Annotated in this window: 16 protein-coding genes; 4 read left to right on the forward strand and 12 right to left on the reverse strand. The window is 31.9% G+C overall.

The window, feature by feature from the left end:
- Positions 1-25: 25 nt before the first annotated feature.
- From SB689_RS01325 to SB689_RS01365, 9 genes are all read right to left on the reverse strand, one after another.
- Entirely contained in the window at positions 26-1,069 is a 1,044-nt protein-coding gene (locus SB689_RS01325) for an SH3 domain-containing protein (protein ID WP_410690294.1), read from the reverse strand.
- Complete coding sequence (locus SB689_RS01330; protein WP_410690295.1) at positions 1,070-2,080, reverse strand: hypothetical protein; 1,011 nt, start codon at positions 2,078-2,080, stop codon at positions 1,070-1,072.
- Positions 2,077-2,538 (reverse strand): hypothetical protein, encoded by a 462-nt coding sequence (locus SB689_RS01335; protein WP_410690296.1) that lies wholly within the window; start codon positions 2,536-2,538, stop codon positions 2,077-2,079. The genes SB689_RS01330 and SB689_RS01335 overlap by 4 nt, the downstream gene beginning before the upstream one ends.
- On the reverse strand, positions 2,516-3,160 hold the full coding sequence (locus SB689_RS01340) for a hypothetical protein (protein ID WP_410690297.1): 645 nt from the start codon (positions 3,158-3,160) through the stop codon (positions 2,516-2,518). Before SB689_RS01340 ends, SB689_RS01335 begins: the two co-directional genes overlap by 23 nt.
- Positions 3,157-5,838, reverse strand: a complete 2,682-nt coding sequence (locus SB689_RS01345) for a hypothetical protein (protein WP_410690298.1) — start codon at positions 5,836-5,838, stop codon at positions 3,157-3,159. The genes SB689_RS01340 and SB689_RS01345 overlap by 4 nt, the downstream gene beginning before the upstream one ends.
- A 12-nt stretch (positions 5,839-5,850) precedes the next feature.
- Positions 5,851-6,669 (reverse strand): PAAR-like protein, encoded by an 819-nt coding sequence (locus SB689_RS01350; RefSeq protein WP_410690299.1) that lies wholly within the window; start codon positions 6,667-6,669, stop codon positions 5,851-5,853.
- 36 nt (positions 6,670-6,705) lie between these two features.
- Positions 6,706-7,761 (reverse strand): hypothetical protein, encoded by a 1,056-nt coding sequence (locus tag SB689_RS01355; protein ID WP_410690300.1) that lies wholly within the window; start codon positions 7,759-7,761, stop codon positions 6,706-6,708.
- A gap of 269 nt (positions 7,762-8,030) precedes the next feature.
- Entirely contained in the window at positions 8,031-8,840 is an 810-nt protein-coding gene (locus SB689_RS01360) for an enoyl-ACP reductase (RefSeq protein ID WP_066758806.1), read from the reverse strand.
- A gap of 121 nt (positions 8,841-8,961) precedes the next feature.
- Positions 8,962-9,261 carry a hypothetical protein gene (locus SB689_RS01365; protein WP_082891214.1) on the reverse strand — a complete coding sequence of 100 codons (300 nt, stop codon included), beginning with the start codon at positions 9,259-9,261 and terminating at the stop codon, positions 8,962-8,964.
- Positions 9,262-9,834: 573 nt separating this feature from the next.
- Between SB689_RS01365 and SB689_RS01370 the strand changes: the two genes are divergently transcribed.
- Positions 9,835-11,205, forward strand: coding sequence for a hypothetical protein (locus SB689_RS01370; RefSeq protein WP_410690301.1), 1,371 nt, complete (start codon positions 9,835-9,837; stop codon positions 11,203-11,205).
- Between the two features lie 70 nt (positions 11,206-11,275).
- Here SB689_RS01370 and SB689_RS01375 read toward each other — a convergent pair whose 3' ends face one another.
- Both SB689_RS01375 and SB689_RS01380 read right to left on the reverse strand, forming a co-directional pair.
- On the reverse strand, positions 11,276-12,130 hold the full coding sequence (locus SB689_RS01375) for a nucleoside phosphorylase (protein ID WP_410690302.1): 855 nt from the start codon (positions 12,128-12,130) through the stop codon (positions 11,276-11,278).
- A 9-nt stretch (positions 12,131-12,139) separates the two neighbouring features.
- Positions 12,140-12,607: a hypothetical protein gene (locus SB689_RS01380; RefSeq protein WP_410690303.1), complete on the reverse strand. Its 468-nt coding sequence runs from the start codon at positions 12,605-12,607 to the stop codon at positions 12,140-12,142.
- Positions 12,608-12,835: 228 nt separating this feature from the next.
- On the opposite strand from SB689_RS01380, the gene SB689_RS01385 reads away from it, so the two are divergent.
- The 3 genes from SB689_RS01385 to SB689_RS01395 all read left to right on the forward strand — a co-directional run bounded on the left by SB689_RS01385 (position 12,836) and on the right by SB689_RS01395 (position 17,986).
- On the forward strand, positions 12,836-14,674 hold the full coding sequence (locus SB689_RS01385) for a cytochrome-c peroxidase (protein ID WP_410690305.1): 1,839 nt from the start codon (positions 12,836-12,838) through the stop codon (positions 14,672-14,674).
- A gap of 212 nt (positions 14,675-14,886) precedes the next feature.
- Positions 14,887-17,031, forward strand: a complete 2,145-nt coding sequence (locus tag SB689_RS01390) for an alkaline phosphatase PhoX (protein WP_410690306.1) — start codon at positions 14,887-14,889, stop codon at positions 17,029-17,031.
- Between the two features lie 55 nt (positions 17,032-17,086).
- Complete coding sequence (locus SB689_RS01395) at positions 17,087-17,986, forward strand: leucine-rich repeat domain-containing protein (protein WP_410690307.1); 900 nt, start codon at positions 17,087-17,089, stop codon at positions 17,984-17,986.
- Between the two features lies 1 nt (position 17,987).
- On the opposite strand, the gene SB689_RS01400 is transcribed toward SB689_RS01395, so the two are convergent.
- Complete coding sequence (locus SB689_RS01400; RefSeq protein WP_066758781.1) at positions 17,988-18,311, reverse strand: translation initiation factor; 324 nt, start codon at positions 18,309-18,311, stop codon at positions 17,988-17,990.
- Positions 18,312-18,485 lie beyond the last annotated feature (174 nt).

Genomic DNA, 18,485 nt, shown 5'->3' on the forward strand with positions numbered 1-18,485 from the left:
TTAAATGTATTATTGTTATTTAAATCTATTCTGATTTTACTCTGCTTTTATGTACATATCCTTTTTTTCCTTCTATTGTTTTTACTAAAAACCAATCGCTAGAATTATCTAAAATTTCTATTTTCTCTCCAGATTTTACTTGTTGTAAAATTTCAGAAAAAGCATTTTTTTCTTTTCTTAAATTTGTATAACCATCAGGATCTTGTATAAATGCTTTTTTAATATTACTTTTTATAATATATTTTGATATAATTGAATATATTTTTTTTTCATAAAAATCTTTTTCTGATGAGTTCAGTTTATTTGATAAATCATTTCCTAGAATAGGGAAAATATTTACAAGAAAACTTTCCTGAGTTTTAAAATCAGTATAAAAAGAAGGCCCTAATTGTACCTCAACCTTCGGCATAGTTTGTAACTTCTTAACTAAAGGAGCATATTTCAATTCCAATTGACTTTTGGGTTCTAATAATAACAATTCATCTCTATTGTCTCCATTTTTTATAAATCCCAAATTCATATCTAGAAAGTCTTGATTGATAAAATATTGCTGCAACATCTTAATTACATAATCTATTAAAGAAGAATCACTATATTTTGTACTTTGTTGAATGAAAAAAAGAGGGTCTTCCAAAAATATTTCAATAAGAGTTTTTTCATAAAGCTCAATTCCATTATAAGAAACAATTTCATTTTTAGAAATTTCTGATAAAATATAGAAAGAATTGCTATCAGATAACTGAACTATTCTCATAAGCAATAGTTGACAAATTAAAGTAGACTTAGAATTGTCGTTTTCATTTTTAAGACTTTCTAAATTTTTAATGAAATTATTCCTATAATTTTTATCAAGAAGATCTTTAATTTTTAAGTCTTCTATATAATGTCCATCATATTTAAATGTTTTAAATTCTATCTCGTTATTATCAAACATAAAATTATTTTCAACATTGATATCATCAATTAAGCTTTTATTTTCGTTTAATTTTATAGAACTATTACTGTATTTGTTTTGTTTACAGGAAGTAGAAATCATTAAAACAAATAAAATCAGATACAGATTTTTCATTTAACTATCTTTTTTCAATTCCTGCCAGTCAGTATTTTTAAACCTTTTACTTTTAATATAATAGTTTCCATTTTCAAACTTTAAATAAAAATCATTAATATCATCTTGATCGCATATTCCTCTAGCATGTAAAATATTGTTTTCATTTTTTAGCTTATATTCTCCCTCACATTGGTAATCTTGTGGATAATCTGCATTAATACTTAATATGGCTTTAGAATTTGAATCAAATGCTAAAAAATATCCTATCACAAATTCTTTATTAGTAGAATAGCTGATTGCTTTTGTTTCTATAGAATATTCTCCTTTAAAATTTGGCAGAGCTATTTTTTCTTCAGTCTTTTTAGCTAGTAATTTTGGCTGTATTATTTTAGAAGATGTAGTTTGAATATTTCCATTATTGGTAAGAGTTTTCTGTTCTTCCTTAAAATATGTTGTTCCCTCTTCATCAGTTTTAAATTCTTTTGTATATAAAATTCCGCTTTTAGTAAAATATCCTAATTTTAATTCTACTGCAAAAGGATAACTTTTTTTAGAGTACACATTCAATTTTGTTTTAAATTTAGTATGATCAAACACAAGTATATTTATTTCTTTAATAGTTGGAGGGAAATCATAATTTTTAGAATTTACTGTTTTGTAAGATTTTAAATATATAAATGAATTATTTCCTACAGATAATGAGTCGATTAGAAATAGTGAATCAATTATTTGATCTTTTTCTAGAAGCAAATTTTGAAATCTTGAAATATTCGATATTCGTTTAGCTTTTACATTATCAAAATAGTCTAGACTGTTTAAATTTACCTCATTTAATGAATCTGATTCAGTTATAGGAGGCATTTCATTATATGGTCTAGTTTTCCATTGTTGAGGAAATTTTATACTTAATAAATTTTTGTCACCTATTTCTTTGAATGAAGAACTAGTAGATATTTCATTATCAAATTGTTTTTTCCCATCTTGACATGAAAATAGTACCCATAAAAATATTAGAAGATATTTTTTCATTTTTTCTCAATTTCTACCCATTCTATTGACATTGCTTCATTTCCCACACCTTGTATAAAATATTTATTTTTTGTTTTCTTGATAATAAAGTTTGGATAATCATAAACACAGGCTGAATCTTTTTCATTATAATAAAGCTCAAGCATATGATTCTTTTCCTTTGTTAAATATTTTCCATTGCATCTAATGGGTTCGTGATAAGTATTTGTTTTTAAATAAGCACTATTTTTGTTAATCGTAAAATAATACGTGATTGAAGCCATTCCTGTTGTTGTAACTTCAGTTTCAGTAGATACTTCAAAATTACCATTGTATTTAGAAGAAATATTTTCCTGGTTTAAAGCAAATATTTTGTTATTTTCTATGCTATTTTTTTTGCAAGAAATAATTAAACATATCGAAAAAACTATTAGTAAGCGAGCACTAAATTTTCTTTTATATTTTAACAAACTTTCCATCATTATCAATTTTATACTCAACAATTGTTTCAGTGATTTCAGGCTTTTGTTTCTTACCAATAATATCTCCACTTTCATTATATTCTAAATTATCAACAGAGTATTTCTTTATTTTTATAGTTCCGTCTTTATTAATTGTAAATGTTCTATAATATTCAGTTTCGAAAGTAAATCTATTATCAAGTAGTAGCTGATCTATTAATAAATTTCCTTTATAGCTATTAAGTTGCACATTTAATACTTGAATGTCGTTTTCTCCATAAGTATTGTATACTATTAATTTACAAGAATTGTTATTAGAAAAATTGAATGCTTCTATATTTAAGTATTTTGACTTTGTATTTGGCTTAATATCAAAATCATTTTCTTTAATAGGTATATTAATTTCATTTTGAGTGAAGTTTAAAAGATGATCTTTTATATCAAGAATATAAGCAGATTCATCATTATTGAATCTATAGTATTTTTTTATTTGCTCAGAAGTATATGGTAAATTATTTTCCATAATTTTAACGGTATTATTAATTTTAGCACTATTTTTAGTTTCTTTTTTTTGATCATTATTTTCTTTGCAAGAAAATAATATCGCTGTATAAGAGAGTATCAATAAAATATTTTTCATTCTTTTATTTCTTTAAAATTAGGTTTATAGCCTTGTAAATGAAGGTGATGATTATGATCATCAGTGTTTTTAGGTAAATGATGTAAATGATTAGTTTTACCGTTCCGTCTATATGTCCATCCTAACATACTTTTCCAACCGAATTTATATAATGCGTCTATCCATAAATTTTGTCTAACATCATCTAGCATATCAGGATTTTTACTTATATCTAAGCTGGTACCATCTCCAAACATCAATTTTTTATCTTTCCTTAAATATTTAAAATCCCCATTATTACCGTTTATGTGGCTGACACTCGGTCTTGATGATCCGTCTGAATGACTAAAGCCATTACAACTTATATCTAGATAATTTACATCTAACATGGCTCCAAGAAAACTTGCTAGAGTTTTTTCATTAACATAAGTTCTTGGAGAATCTACATTAAAGAGATACTGATATATTCCTTTTTTATAACTTTTCTTTACATTTTCAAGATTTATTAAATTAACTTTTAATCCCTTTGCACCATGATACAATTGTGTAGGAATGATATCATATGTTCCTAAATCGTGGAGATTACCTGAATTATCATGATAAATGTATTTATATTTTTTTTCGAATCCAGCTTTTATTTTTTTTGGAATATTTTTTTCTATTCTACCATCGATATATATATGATATGTAATTATATCGGTGGCTTGGGAATCTTCTTGTTTTTTATTATCAATACCACAAGTAAAAGTTAAAGTTTTGTTTCCTAAACCTTCATTTCTACTTTTATGAAATCTAGCTAAAATTTCACTTCTTTGAATTCCATTATTATTTTTATCTACACTTGCATTACTGCTGTATTCTACAGTTCCTTTTGAATAAAGTAAATAATTATCATCCTTTCCAACACCATTAGGTGCAAATACATGAAGATATATATCTTCTGGGGTTTTAATTTTATTTTTTGCAGGTGTAAAGTATTTTTTGACTTTATCAAGTTGTCTTATTTCTCCCATTTGAGCATAGCTTAACTTTAGCTTATTTAAGGAATCGTATCTTGCTTGAGTTCCCCTTGTTGCAGAGGTTGATGGAGGAAATTCACTCATGCCTTCTAAAGCATCTTGGGTAAATTGAATTAATCCAATTGCTCTTGATGATTTTGAATTTCCTTCTTTATAAAGACTACTTATTGTTAATTCTTTTGGATTGTCATCTGCGGATTTGTAACCTTCTCTATGATGAGCTTTAAATGTTCCCCAAGTTTCTACATTCATCACTGCCATTAATCCATTTGCCATTTCCATTTTTCGGCTTTCTCCCCAAAGTTCGGCACATATTTCCACAACTTTTTTCCTAAACTCACAACTTACTTTTCCTCCCCAAATTAAGTCTTTATATTGCTCTTGACAAATACAGGTTCCTTGTTGTTTTTGCACTGTCTTCTGCTTAACACCTGAAGTACTCACCCCAGTCTCCACTTTAATCTTCGGCGCAGAATCATTCACATTAATCACCTCAGAATCCACACTTTGCCCTGCATATTCTATCTCTAAAAAATATTCCTGTTCACTGCCTTCTTTAAAATCATCACCTTTTTTGCGCATCTCATTGGTGAGATTAAGCGTTGCATAACTTTCATCTCCAGCTAGAACATAATTATTCTCATAAACCAATTGATCTGAAATATCATCTTCCCATATTTTCAGTTTTATGGTTTTTCCTTTCATATCTTTGGAAAGGATTTTGGCTTTTACCTGTGTTCCAAACTTCATGTTTTGGTAAGGTTTTCCCAAAAAGTCTACGAACTCAACACTTATAATTTTTCCTTTTGGATCAGGAGCCTTAGTTTTTGCTTTTGGAGTTATAGGTATTTTGTAAGTATCCTTCTTAGGCGCAGGTAGCGGTGGAGTAAGACGTTTGTTTACTTTTGGTTTTTGTTGCTTTTTTTCTGGATATTTAAGATCATAGGCTTTTTGTATAGGATTCTCGAAAGCAGGATTTGTGATATTTATATTATTACTGGCTTCAAGTTTCCCATAATAATTTGCTGTTACATAATATTCGTGATTTTTGCCCTCACTTTTATCACCTTTGGCTAATTGCATATTGGCAATCATCGACGCCTGCGTGTAAAAAGCCATATTGAATCTTGCTTCTGCCTTACCTCTTTTTACGGTTGCAGAAATTGGGATCGGATTTATTTTATTGATCTCATTAATTTTGTTGTGCCCCTCTTTTAAGGCATCATCTTCCCAAAGTGTAAAATGAAGCTTTTCACCTTCCATATCTGTGCACTGAGCTTTTGCAATCAGGGTATCAAAATAATGCAAAGGTTTTGTGACTTTATTATAATTAACATCCAGAAGATCTACTTTTAGGATTTTAGGTTGTCCTGCTCTTTTAGTTTTGATAATTAATTCTCCTTTATCGTTTCCTTTCGTAACAACAAGCTTTATTCCTTCTCTTGAAAGACTGCTTTGTTTGAAAGTATAAGATACGCTTTCACCCTGTTTGGTATTTTCAGATGTTTTGCGCCATTTTCCATGTTCCAGAACGAGAATTTGCCATTGTGGAATTTCTGAAATTGGATTAAAAACATTGATATTATTCGATAAACCTCCAAAATTGACAAGAGAAATTGTATATTTTGTTTCCTTTCCTATTTCGGGATTATTGTCTCCTATGATTAATAACTGTGACATAAATAGTAAGTTTTAAATATAAAAATTTTCTCCGTCTAACTCATCTGTAAACTCCTCCAAATCCACCAAAGGATTAATATAACTATGCACTTTAGCATCAGCATTTTTGAAATTCTGTTTGCTAAGCTGGGCTTTCTGTCCGTGATCCATAACTTTTATTTTTCCACCGACAGAACATTGTAGTTCGGAAATCTCTGTGAGTAAGGCGTTATCCAAAACTTTTACGTCTTTATAAAACTTTTTCCATTTTCCGGCGGGGGCAAAACTACAGGGCTGCCCGTTTTTTACGGAACAGTTTCCGAAAGGAACAGCAGGAGGGTTGAATTGCAGGTCATTTTCTGTTACGGCAAGATAATCGTCCACGCCGTCTTTATCGTTGATGTATAATTTTTTATGACTGCTTACCTTAAACTGTGGAAACTTAGTTCCTTTATCACAAATAGCCTTTCCTTTTTGGGCAACGAAAAGTTTTCCGTCATTTTCTCCGGCAGGTTTTTGTTTTGATTCTTTCTCTTGTTCCTTTTCTTTTTGCGTTTCGGAAGATTGTTGAGATTCTTGGGACGAAGATCCTAAGCTTTGATTTTCAGTAGATCGTTGAGTGTTCTCTTCAACCTTTTTATTTTGTCTTTCAGCAATGTTTTTGTGTATGGTTTCCACTTCATGCGGTTCGGGAATTGTAAGAATCATTCCCGCTTTGATCTCGTTTCCGATTCCTCTTTCAATGGGACCTTTGAAATTGTGAAATGATTTCAGGGAGTAGGCGCTGGGTAAACCTAATTTTTCGGCAAGGCTCAACAAAGTGTCGCCTTTTTTGACTTCATATTCTATCATTTGTGTAATTTTTTGTGTTAATTCAAATTTATAAAATTATTTCCTATCTATTTGTATCTGTTTTGTTTCTTGAACGTTATATAGATATAAATCTATTTTAACATCAGCTTTCTGTAGAAATTTATATTGTTTATCAAGAATAAAATGGGCAGATATTTCAGATTCAAGCAATTCAGAATCCTCGGAATTTTCATAAGAATTTTCTAGATAAAGAATTATTTCTTCCTGACTTCTCGGATCAACGGATCGGGAAGATTGGCTGATATGAATTTCATGGTCTAAATTAATTTCATAATGATTTTCATACAGAATCTTATATTGTGAAAATCTTCCTGTATTTTCTGCTTTTCCATTAGAAAACGTTTTAAAATAAGTTGAAAAATAGAATTGTATAAACAATTCACTTCTCAAATTTTTCAATAATAATTCTCTGCTTTCCATTCTGATATCTACTTTATCAATATATTGGCGAGAATTTTCGTCACTATATTTTTGAAGGAGCCTTTGTTTATTTTCTTTCCATTTATTCAAAATCACTCTATAGTTATGAATATCTGCAATTTTTCCGTTAAAATCTATCCCTAGTTCTACAGGAAATAAGACAGAAGAACAATCCAAAGCCAATTCGTACGCTTTCATGTCCGGTATTTCACCATTAATTAAAATTGAATTTTTATTAAATTTAAAAATATGATATTGTTCATTTTTTCCATGATATTGTACATCAACTTCAAACTCGGTTTCATTTTCCGTGTTGCCTTCATTAAAATCAGTTATTTTAACCTTGTAAGAATGATCAATTCCTATGAAATTAGGAAGGAAAGAACTGTTCTTTATTAATGAATTAGAGTGTTCTAATCTGTTTTGTGAAGCTTGTTTTCTTTCTAATAAGATTTGTTCTATATCATGGCTTTCGGGCACGAAAATTTCCTGACCTTCAAATAGAGTATGACCTAAATGGTTGCTGTCTTTGGGAACATTTTGATAATGATAATATTTCAGAATTTCCACAGTCGGGACATTATAAAGTGCTGCGATCTGCTCCAATGTTTCTCCTTTTTTCGCAATATGATGCTGCAAAAATAATTTCATAGAAAATCAGTTTTAGATCAAATTGAAATTAAATGTAGAAAGCATGAAGTAATACGAGATAGGAGGGATCGACAAAGAGTTTGTCTTTTGTAAGATATTTTGTTTCATTTGTTTGTGTTCTACTTCTCAAAAATAAAAAAATAAATCACATAACGGTTTAGTTTTTCAAAAAAAGTAAAAATAATTTGAAATTTGAGCACAAAAAAAGCCAAAGTAAAATAGTCTACTTTGGCTTTTAATATTATTTAATAATTTGTATTAACTACAATTTATTCAAGATCATATTTTTGGATAACCTTTTGAGAAACTCCAGTATTACTGAAACCTCCATCGTGGAATAAGTTCTGCATCGTTACTTTTTTAGTAAGATCAGAGAATAAAGTTACACAGTAATCTGCACACTCAAGAGCTGATGCATTTCCTAGTGGAGACATATCTTCAGCATATCCTAAGAAACCTCCGAAACCTTTTACTCCGCTTCCCGCAGTCGTAACGGTAGGAGACTGAGAAACCGTATTTACACGTACTTTTCTCTCACCCCAATAGTATCCGAAAGTTCTTGCGATGCTTTCCAAATACGCTTTGTTGTCAGACATATCGTTGTAGTCCGGGAATGTTCTCTGAGCTGCGATATAAGAAAGCGCCAAAATACTTCCCCATTCGTTCATACAGTCTTTTTCCCATGCCGTACGCATTACTTTATGGAAAGAAACCGCTGAGATATCCCAACCTTTTTCTGTCCAGTCGTAATTCATTTCTGTATAATGTTTCCCTTTTCTTACATTTACGGACATTCCTATAGAGTGAAGGATAAAATCTATTTTACCGAATTTTGCGATTGCAGCATCAAAAAGTTTTCCAAGATCTTCTGTAGAAGTAGCATCTGCACCAATAACTTCAGAACCTGTTTTTTCTGCTAAACCATTAAGTTCTCCCATTCTCAAAGCAATAGGAGCGTTTGATAAGATAAATTCAGCACCTTCTTCATGACATCTTTCAGCAACTTTCCATGCGATAGATTGTTCATTAAGGGCTCCAAAAATAATTCCCTTCTTGCCTTTAAGTAAACCGTATGACATAATTTTTTAATGTTTATTAATATACAAATGTAGCAATAATTTGTGTTTAGAGCATAATAAAAAAACGGAGCCTTTGTAAAAAGCTCCGTTTTTCTTGAAAATATTTATATGACTGAAATTTTTAGTTGGTTTTCTTGTTCCATTCTGCCTTCACATCTTCTGCGGCATCTTTGGTTTTCTCCCAAGCATCATTCGCATGATCTTTTACGCTATCCCAAGCGTCAGAAGCGTTATTTTTCACTTTATCAAGCCAGTCTTCCTGAGTTGCTTCCTCGTCGTTTGCTCTTTTTTCATTGATGTAATCTTTGGCTTTATCTGCCAATTCATTCACTTTCCATTTTGCTTTTTCAGCTGCATTCTCTAAAGAGTTTTTTGTGTCGTCTACTGCATTTTCTGCTTTGTTGTAATCTGAATTATTCATAATAGTAAATATTTTTGTGTGTTAATAGTAAATAATCAATAACCATTCCTAAAATCGGGAGTCTTTGTTAAAATTTTCATAATCTTTTGTTATACTTTTTCAAATCGGATTTTGTTTTAATCTGAAATAAATAATTATGGATTAAAACTTTAAAAGGTGGTCTTACAACCAATCGAAATTTCAGATGTTTTATTAAGAAATCTAAGGATAAAAAAGTTTGAAATTTATGACTCAACGCATATTTAAAAGACGATAATTGGGATTAATTGTCTCGAAATTCGTATCATCAAACAGTGAATAAAATTATATTATTCACAATTTTGTGTTATTTTATTCATTAATTGATAATATTAAATCTGCTTTTTATTAGACGGATTTTTTTATATGCCTATGGATAAAGGCTTTATTAAGATAATAGAAACTATTATTTTATCATTAAATAGTGAGTAACAGGTACATTTATCACTGTAGAGTATAGTTATTGCGAAATATTTAAAATAATAGTGTTTTTATTGAAAAATTCATATATTTGTGGTTCAAATAATTGTCTATTACTAAATAACTATAACTCAAGTGAAAAATTTAATCTTAAGTGTAGGACTATTTTTAGTCTCTCATGGTTTTATTTATGCTCAAGTTGGGATCGGAACCTCCTCTCCGAAGACCTCAGCAATGTTGGAAATCAATTCCAATAATAAAGGATTGTTAATTCCAAGCATAGCCTTAAACTCGTCAACGGATGCTACTACGATCGCATCTCCGGCAACAGGTTTATTGGTTTGGAATAACGGAACAGGCAGTTTAACAACAGCCGGATTCTTTTACTGGAATAATACCCAATGGAATTTAATTTCCAGTGCGTCTGGCAACAATATCAATAATGGTAACAACGGAACCAACAGTTTCAACGGATGGAATACTACCGGAACCAACGTCGGTAACTACGGAGCTGCCAACACTCCTTTATCTCTAGGAACATCTACTTTAGACGATTTAATCTTTAAAGTAAATGGCGCTACCATGGGAAGATTAGGAACAAACAATTCCATAAGTTTTGGTTCTGCAGCAAGTGCGGCTCAAAACGGGATTGCTTTAGGAAACTCAAGCAGTTCATATCAGGGAATTGCAATAGGAACAAACGCTTCTGTAACAGCCAACGAATCTGTTGCAGTGGGGGCAAATACACAAATTTCAGGTTATCAATCGACTGCTTTGGGCTACGGTGCCAAAGTGACGGTGAACGAAGCTAGCGCCATTGGATATGGTTCTGAAGCTAATGGTTATCAATCAACAGCGATAGGACATAATGCCAAAACAACAACGAATGAAGCTACTGCGATCGGAAAAAATTCTGTTGCGGGAGGTTATCAGTCGATTGCGTTGGGACATAATGCAAAAACTACATCCAATGGTGAGACGGCTTTGGGAATCAATTCTCAGACGAATAATCAGAATTCTACAGCATTGGGTTCAGGAACCTCAGCAATGGGGCAAAACTCAACGGTAATAGGGTATGGAGCGACTACATCACAAGCCAATGCTATTATTTTAGGTGATAACAATGCTTCTGTAGGCATAGGAACTAGTTCTCCGATTGCAACAACTAAAATTGATGTAAACGGACAATATAAACTGGGTGAAAAGGGTAGTGTGCAGAAAAATCAGATCACTTTTGAGGTTTGGCCGAATCCTTCTATTAATAATCTGCCAGCAGGAAAAACGACAACATTAAGTATTACAATTCCAGCGGCTTATCAACCGACTTCAACAAGAGCGTCTGTGGTTGTATCTCCAGCGAATGATTTTGCGGGTATTGCGGATTTTGGAGTTTTAAATCCAAGACTTTCTTCAACCTCAACAATTACAATAGCTTTAAATAATATCTCAGGCAACGCTGCAAGTCTTTATTCGGGACATTTTTATGTAACGATTAATGAATTTTAGTTTTCAATATGGTTAAAAAGGAAGGATCTCAATAATTTGAGATCCTTTTTTGTTTTTTATGATGGAAAAATTACTTAATAATTCTATCCAAAACCCAAGTAATAAGGTTTTTTTCAGAAGCATGATGATCTGCTGAGAATTCTCCACGTCTTCTGTTGGCAATCACGTTATTTACGGTAATCGCTTTATGTCCTAATAATTTTGATAAGGCATAAATTGCAGAAGTTTCCATTTCGAAATTGGTAACACCAAGATCATTTAATGTCTCTAAAAATTTATCATCTAAAGCTTTTAAACGAAGCTGTCTTCCTTGTGGAGCATAGAATCCAGGGAAAGTAGCTGTATTTCCGTGGTATTTGGCATCTTTATACAATTCTCCCAATTCTTCTGACCAATCAGCGAAATAAAGCATCGGTTTGATCTTCGCATAAGGAAATTTTGCCATGAAGTTTCTGGAAAAATCATTTTCAAATTCGTAATCTTGGTAGAAATGCATTAATCCGTCCAATCCGACAACATTTTGGGTAACCAGCATGTTATCAACCTGAACATCAGGATTTACACTTCCACAAGTTCCCATACGGAATAATTGAAGTGATTTATGTTCTTTTTTGAATTCTTTTTCCTTTAAATCAATATTCACCAAAGCATCAAGCTCGTTCATGACGATATCGATGTTTTCTGTACCGATTCCCGTTGACATTACAGAAATTCTTTCTCCACGCAATGTTCCCGTGTGCGTGTAGAATTCTCTTTTGTTCTTTTTAACCTCAACTTTATCGAAATATTGAGACACTTTTGGTACTCTGTCAGGATCTCCGACAAGGATTACTTTATCGGCAATATCTTCGGGTAAAAGGTTTAAGTGGTATACACTTCCGTCATCATTCAGAACCAATTCTGAAGCTGCAAGTTTATTTAGCATATTGTATATTTATTTTTTTATATCAATGAAAATAGCGTCTTTATATGGGGACATCACAAGTTCCATTATAGATCCGTATTCTTCTACAATTCTTTTTTGTCCGTTTGAAACCTCGTAAACGGTAACGGTTGTTTTTTCAAAATTATTAGGATCTTTTCTTTGAGAAGTGATCTCGTAAAAATGATTGTCTTTATTAAGAATAGAAACCAATTCTTCTTTTGTAGACTTGTTAGACGTTATAATTCCCGGAAAATCCATGGCAACATCTTTTAAATCTTTGTAATCCTTGTAAACTTTCGTTTGCCCGTTGGAATAAACGTAAACTTTAGGTACAGGTTTATCTTGTTCAAGACGGAGCAGATAATAATCATTACCTCTTTTTTCCGCATAAACAGCCATTTCCTGACCTAATTTCTGAGCAAAAGCAGAAAATGAAAAAAGCCCTGCCACAAAAGCCAGCAATAGTTTTGTTTTCATAGTAATATTTTAGTTTGATTTGTTTTAAATCTTTAAAATCCTCGCCCAATATCCTTTCTTCATCATTTTAAAATAGGTCTTTAAAGTGTAACGACCATTTTGAGTATCATGAATTTGATTTCGGGGTTTAAAATTAATAAAAAATCCCGAAGTAAAATATAAACATTATTTAATCCTGAATTAAAGTTGTGGTAACGTACGAATCATAGCTTTGCCGTTAAAAATTTCATGAGATCTTATCCGATAGTTATCATCATTTTGTTGATGGGTTTTGCAATAATGTCATTTAATCCTACTTACACAGGTACAGAAAATGAAAATACCGTTGTAAATAAAGGTTTAACTGATTTTAAGAGCAAGCTTGAGCAACTAAAATCTGATGTTCATCTATTTTCTGAGGATAAAATCTCTCTTGAAGATTTACGAAAATCATTAAGTAACACCCGAAATTCATACAAAGAAATTGAATTTTACATTGCGTATCATTACCCTGAATTTTCTAAAACACATCTTAATGCCGCGCCATTATTTCACATCGAGGCAGCGGGAACTTCAGCTTATACGCTTCCTCCGGAGGGTTTGCAGGTTTTGGATGAATTGATATTTTCTGATGAAGCAGGAGAGCAAAAAGAGGAAATCAAAACGATAACCAATTTTCTTTATAACAGTTATGCAAGTTTCTATTTAAGTTCTGTGAAAAACGGCTTGAGCAAAGGGAATAATAAAACTTTGCCTTTAAGAATTGAATTAATCAGAATTTATACATTGGGAGTAACAGGTTTTGATACTCCGGGTTCATTAAATATTTCCGAAGAAGCAAGTCACGCCTTATTAGGAATGAAAAAATACATTAATAATGATGCTTACTTTAAAAATTATTCAGTTCAGAAAGCAAATGGAATTTTAACTGAAAGCATCGATTATCTATCAAAAAATAAAGACTTTGAAACTTTTGACAGAATAGAATTTTACAAAAAATATATTCAACCGTTATATGAAGAATTTGGAAACTGGGACGGAAATTCTGATGATTTAAAAGAATTTTCAGGTTGGAATGTGAAGAGTAAAAACCTTTTCAGCAGTGATTTCCTCGATCCTTATTTCTTTACCTTATTAAAATCTTCCGAAGATAATCCAGACTTGAGAAAGCTAGGAAAAGATATTTTCTACGATCAAAATTTGAGTGAGAACAACAAAATGAGCTGTGCAACCTGCCATTTACCTGAAAATGCTTTTACAGATTTAAAAACAAGATCTCAAAGCAATGTTGAAGGGAAAACGGTTTTGAGAAATTCACCTTCTTTATATAATGCAGTTTTTGCAAAAAGGTTTTTTTATGATTTAAGAGCTTTTTATCTTGAGCAACAGGCTGAACACGTAATTTATAATCAAGATGAATTCAATACAAGTTACGAAAGCATCATTAAAAAATTAAAGACAAAACCGGAATATAAGAAAGCGTTCCGTTCAGCTTTTAAAAATGGAGAAATAAATAAAGAGAATTTTTCTAAAGCATTAAGTTCTTACGTTGCTTCTCTGTATTCTTTTGAAAGTGATTTCGATAAATTCATGAGAAATGAAAAAGAAATTTCTGATGATGCCAAAAAAGGCTATAATCTCTTTATGGGAAAGGCAAATTGCGCGACTTGTCACTTCGCACCGCATTTTTCAGGATTGGTTCCGCCATTCTTTAATGAAAATGAATCTGAAGTGTTGGGTGTTACTAAAAAACCTTTAAATCAGCTTCCAATCGAGCTTGATACCGATAAAGGAAGAGTAAACAGTCCTGTGAAAAAGGAAAATTCTTGGATCTATGAGAATTCATTCAAAACCGTTACCGTTAGAAACATTGCGCTTACAAAACCGTATTTCCATAACGGAGCTTTCAATACATTGGAAGAGGTTATGGATTTCTACAACGAAGGCGGCGGTGAAGGAGCGGGTTTAAAAATGAAAAATCAAACATTACCAGCCGATAAATTAAATCTTACTCCAACCGAAATCAAGCAGGTAATTGCTTTCCTAAATACATTAACCGATATCAGTCAGACCAAAAAATATTATTAGTGAAAGGGTGGTTTAACGAATGTAAAAGTCAAAACTTGCATTTCCTTATCCACTCTTCGCTTTTTAATATTTTTTTAATTTAACATAAAATTAATCTAATTAACATTAGGTTCCTGATTTATTAATATTCAGCAAGATTTATTTAAAGTCTTATTAATAGAGGGATAGCGATAATAAAATAGTTTTGCAGTGTCTAATAAATCAAATTTAAAATGAAGAAAAAACTACTAACAGTTGCAGGCCTTATATTAGTGACAAGTTCTCTATTTCAGGCGCAGACTTACGTATTCGACAAAAATTCGTCGTGGAGCTACAAAGATAATAATCAGGCACAGGTTGCTCAATGGAAAGACAAGACTTTTGATATTTCAACTTGGACTACCGGAGTTGGTCCTCTGGGATACGGTGATCCTGTTACAACGACTATTAATTCAGGTCTTATGACGGCTTATTTTGCTAAAGATATCACGGTAAATTTATCTACTTTAAGTGATACTATGGAATTAGGCGTAATGAGAGACGACGGTATCGTTGTTTACCTAAACGGTGAAGAAGTGGTAAGAGATAATATGCCGGCTGGTACTATTGATTTCAATACATTATCAAGCACTACAATTGACGGAGCTGCAGAAAGTGTGTATAATATTTTCTCAATTCCAAAATCAAAATTCGTTAACGGAACCAACAGAATTTCTATCGAATTGCACAACAGAGGAGCTTCAAGTTCAGATTTAAGAATTGATGCTTATCTAAAAACAACGACAAATACAACAAATCCGACGACTTGTAATTCAATGCACATCAGTTGTTTTACATCTATCGTTCCGACGGCACAAACAGCAAAATTAATCATTCCAACTGAACATAAATATCAGCTTATTTTAAAAGAAGGTGATAATTACACAGAAGGAGGTGGATTAGTTGGAGGTCAAAATGACTTTACGGCTTATGTTGCTAAAAATGCAAGCAGCACAAACGGTTATCTTTCTGTAAACCACGAGACAAATCCGGGTGGTGTTACCATGGCGGAAATCAATTATAACGCTACAACAAAACTTTGGCAATTAACAAAATCTAGAGCCGTAAGTTTCTCAGCACCAAGTTTAGTACAAACGATCAGAAACTGTTCTGGTGGGGTTACACCTTGGGGAACTGTAGTTACAGCTGAAGAGCAGACAACTGCAAGTGACGTAAATGCTGATGGAATGAAGGATTACGGATGGTTGGTAGAAATTGACCCTGCAACAGCTCAGGTTATTTCTCAAAACGCTGACGGATCTAAAGGAAAACTATGGCAGATGGGTATCATGAACCACGAAAATGTTGTGGTGAATAATGCAGGAACTACAGCATATTACGGTGAAGATGGTGGAACTCACATGGTTTATAAATATATCATGGATACTCCAAACAACCTTGCTTCAGGAAACTTATATGTTTTAAAATTAGATCAGGGATTAAGCAATGGAGATCCTGTAGGAACAACAGCTACATGGATTCAGATTCCTAATAAAACTAAAGCAGATCAAAATAATACAGCTTCTTTAGCTCAATCATTAGGCGGAACTTCTTTCAATGGAGTAGAAGATGTAGACATTAGCCCGTTAGACGGAAAAATCTATTTTACGGCTAAAGGTTTAAATAAGGTATACCGTTTACAGGATAATGGAACTACCGCTTCCCAAGTAGAAACTTTCGTAGGAGGTCTTTCTACTGTATATTCTTTCACAACTGCACAGGGAACGAAATCTGAAGCTTGGGGAGATGGTAATGACAATCTTACTTTCGATGAATTAGGAAATCTTTGGGTACTTCAGGATGGTGGTAAAAACTACATCTGGGTAATTGCTCCGGATCATACTCAGGCAAATCCAAAAGTGAAATTGTTTGCTTCTATGCCGGCAGGATCAGAGCCTACAGGTCTTACATTTACACCGGATCATAAATTTGGATTCTTCTCAATTCAACACCCTGATTCTACAATTCTTACAGACGAAGATGCTACAGGAAATACAATTGACTACAGAGGGAAATCGGCAACGATCGTTGTGGCTCTTAAAGATAATTTAGGAACAACAGGAGCTTTAGGAACGGTTGATCATGCTGCAGAAAATACAGTAACAGTGGCTCCAAATCCAACTTCCGGAATGGTTAAAATTAACTCTCCAAAAGGATTAAAAGACATTTCAGTAACAGCTTACAGCATGGACGGTAAAATTGTTTTCACGAAGAAATATGCAGGTTCAAACAAATCATTAGATCTTGATTTCACTTCACAACTTGAAGCTTCAAGAGTATTGATCTTGAATATTGAAGCAGAAGGTTTCCAGAAAACAGTGAAACTTTTAAAGAAATAGTTATTAATAATTTTAGCTGCCGGTAATTTATTATCGGTGGCTTTTTATCTTTTTTATGAAAAAACTTTTCGTTCTTATTTCCATTATCTCACTTGGTCAGGCAAAAGCTCAGATTGATCCTGTAAAATATCCTACTTATACGAATGTTGATGATGCTTTAAAAAGCGGAAAAACCATTTATAGCATGAGTTTCAGAGATAAAGGACTGTTTAATCTTCCTCCTGAAATTAAAAAGCTCAGTGCTATATTTTTCCTGAATATCATGGGAAATAAATTAGAAAAAATGGATGACGAAATTTTTTCATTAAAAGAACTGGAAATATTAAACTTGAATGAAAACAGCATTAAATTCATTCCAGACGAAATAGGAAATTTAACAAAATTGACCTCATTTTCTATCAATCTTAATAGTTTAACTAGCATTAATCCAAACTTAGCAAAGCTTCAAAATCTTAAAGTAATTCACCTTGATGCCAATAGTTTAAATGTTTTTCCTGAAGCGTTAATGAAAATTCCAACGCTGGAAGAAATTAATTTACAGGGAAACCAGATCAGTTTTATTGCTGATGATTTAGATGAAATCAAAAATTTAAAGTCTTTAAATCTTTCAGGAAATCAGATCAATGACTTAGGCAATTTAAAGTTTCCGAAAGACATTAAATATTTAGAATTACAACAAAATGCGATCGCAAAACTGCCGGAAAAATTATTTAGTTCAAAAAATCTAGAGTTTCTGAACGTAAGCGACAACAATATTCAGGAGATTTCTCCTAAAATAAAAGGTTTGAAGAATGTTGTGAGTATGAATTTAGCGAACAATAATTTAAAAGACCTTCCAACAGAAATTAAACACTTGAAAAATCTTAAAACATTGATTCTAACAGGAAATCCAATGACAAAAAATAAAATTGAGGAGTTAAAAACCTTACTTCCTCAGGCGCAGATCTATTTCTAATTTATCCGCCGACTCTTTTGGTTTTATACCCCATTTCTTTAAGGATATCCATTATTTTATCACGATTATCCCCTTGAATAATAATCGTTCCATCCTTTTCAGAACCACCTATTCCCAGTGTGGTTTTTATTTTTTTTGAGATTTTCTTTAAATCTTCCTCGCTTCCTTCCCAACCTTCAACGATTGTTACAGGTTTTCCGTTTCTTCCTTTTTTCTCAAACTTACATACCAAAGGCTCTTTTTGCTTAAATTGCTCTTCGGGCATCTCAAAATCCTGCTCCTCATGAGTAGGAAAAAGGTTTTTCAATTGATCTCGTAAATCCATAAAGCAAAATTAAAAATAAATTAATTACTAACCATAAACATCTGTGCAAATCTGTGTAATCTGTGGGAAATATTTTAAACACAAATTTCACAAATGTAAAGATTAGGTCTCGAATTAATGATTTTTTCTCCCACAGATTACACAGATTTGCACAGATGATTGCGTTTTTATATG

The sequence above is a fragment of the Chryseobacterium sp. SIMBA_038 genome (genome assembly GCF_046535115.1).
Lineage (GTDB): Bacteria > Bacteroidota > Bacteroidia > Flavobacteriales > Weeksellaceae > Chryseobacterium.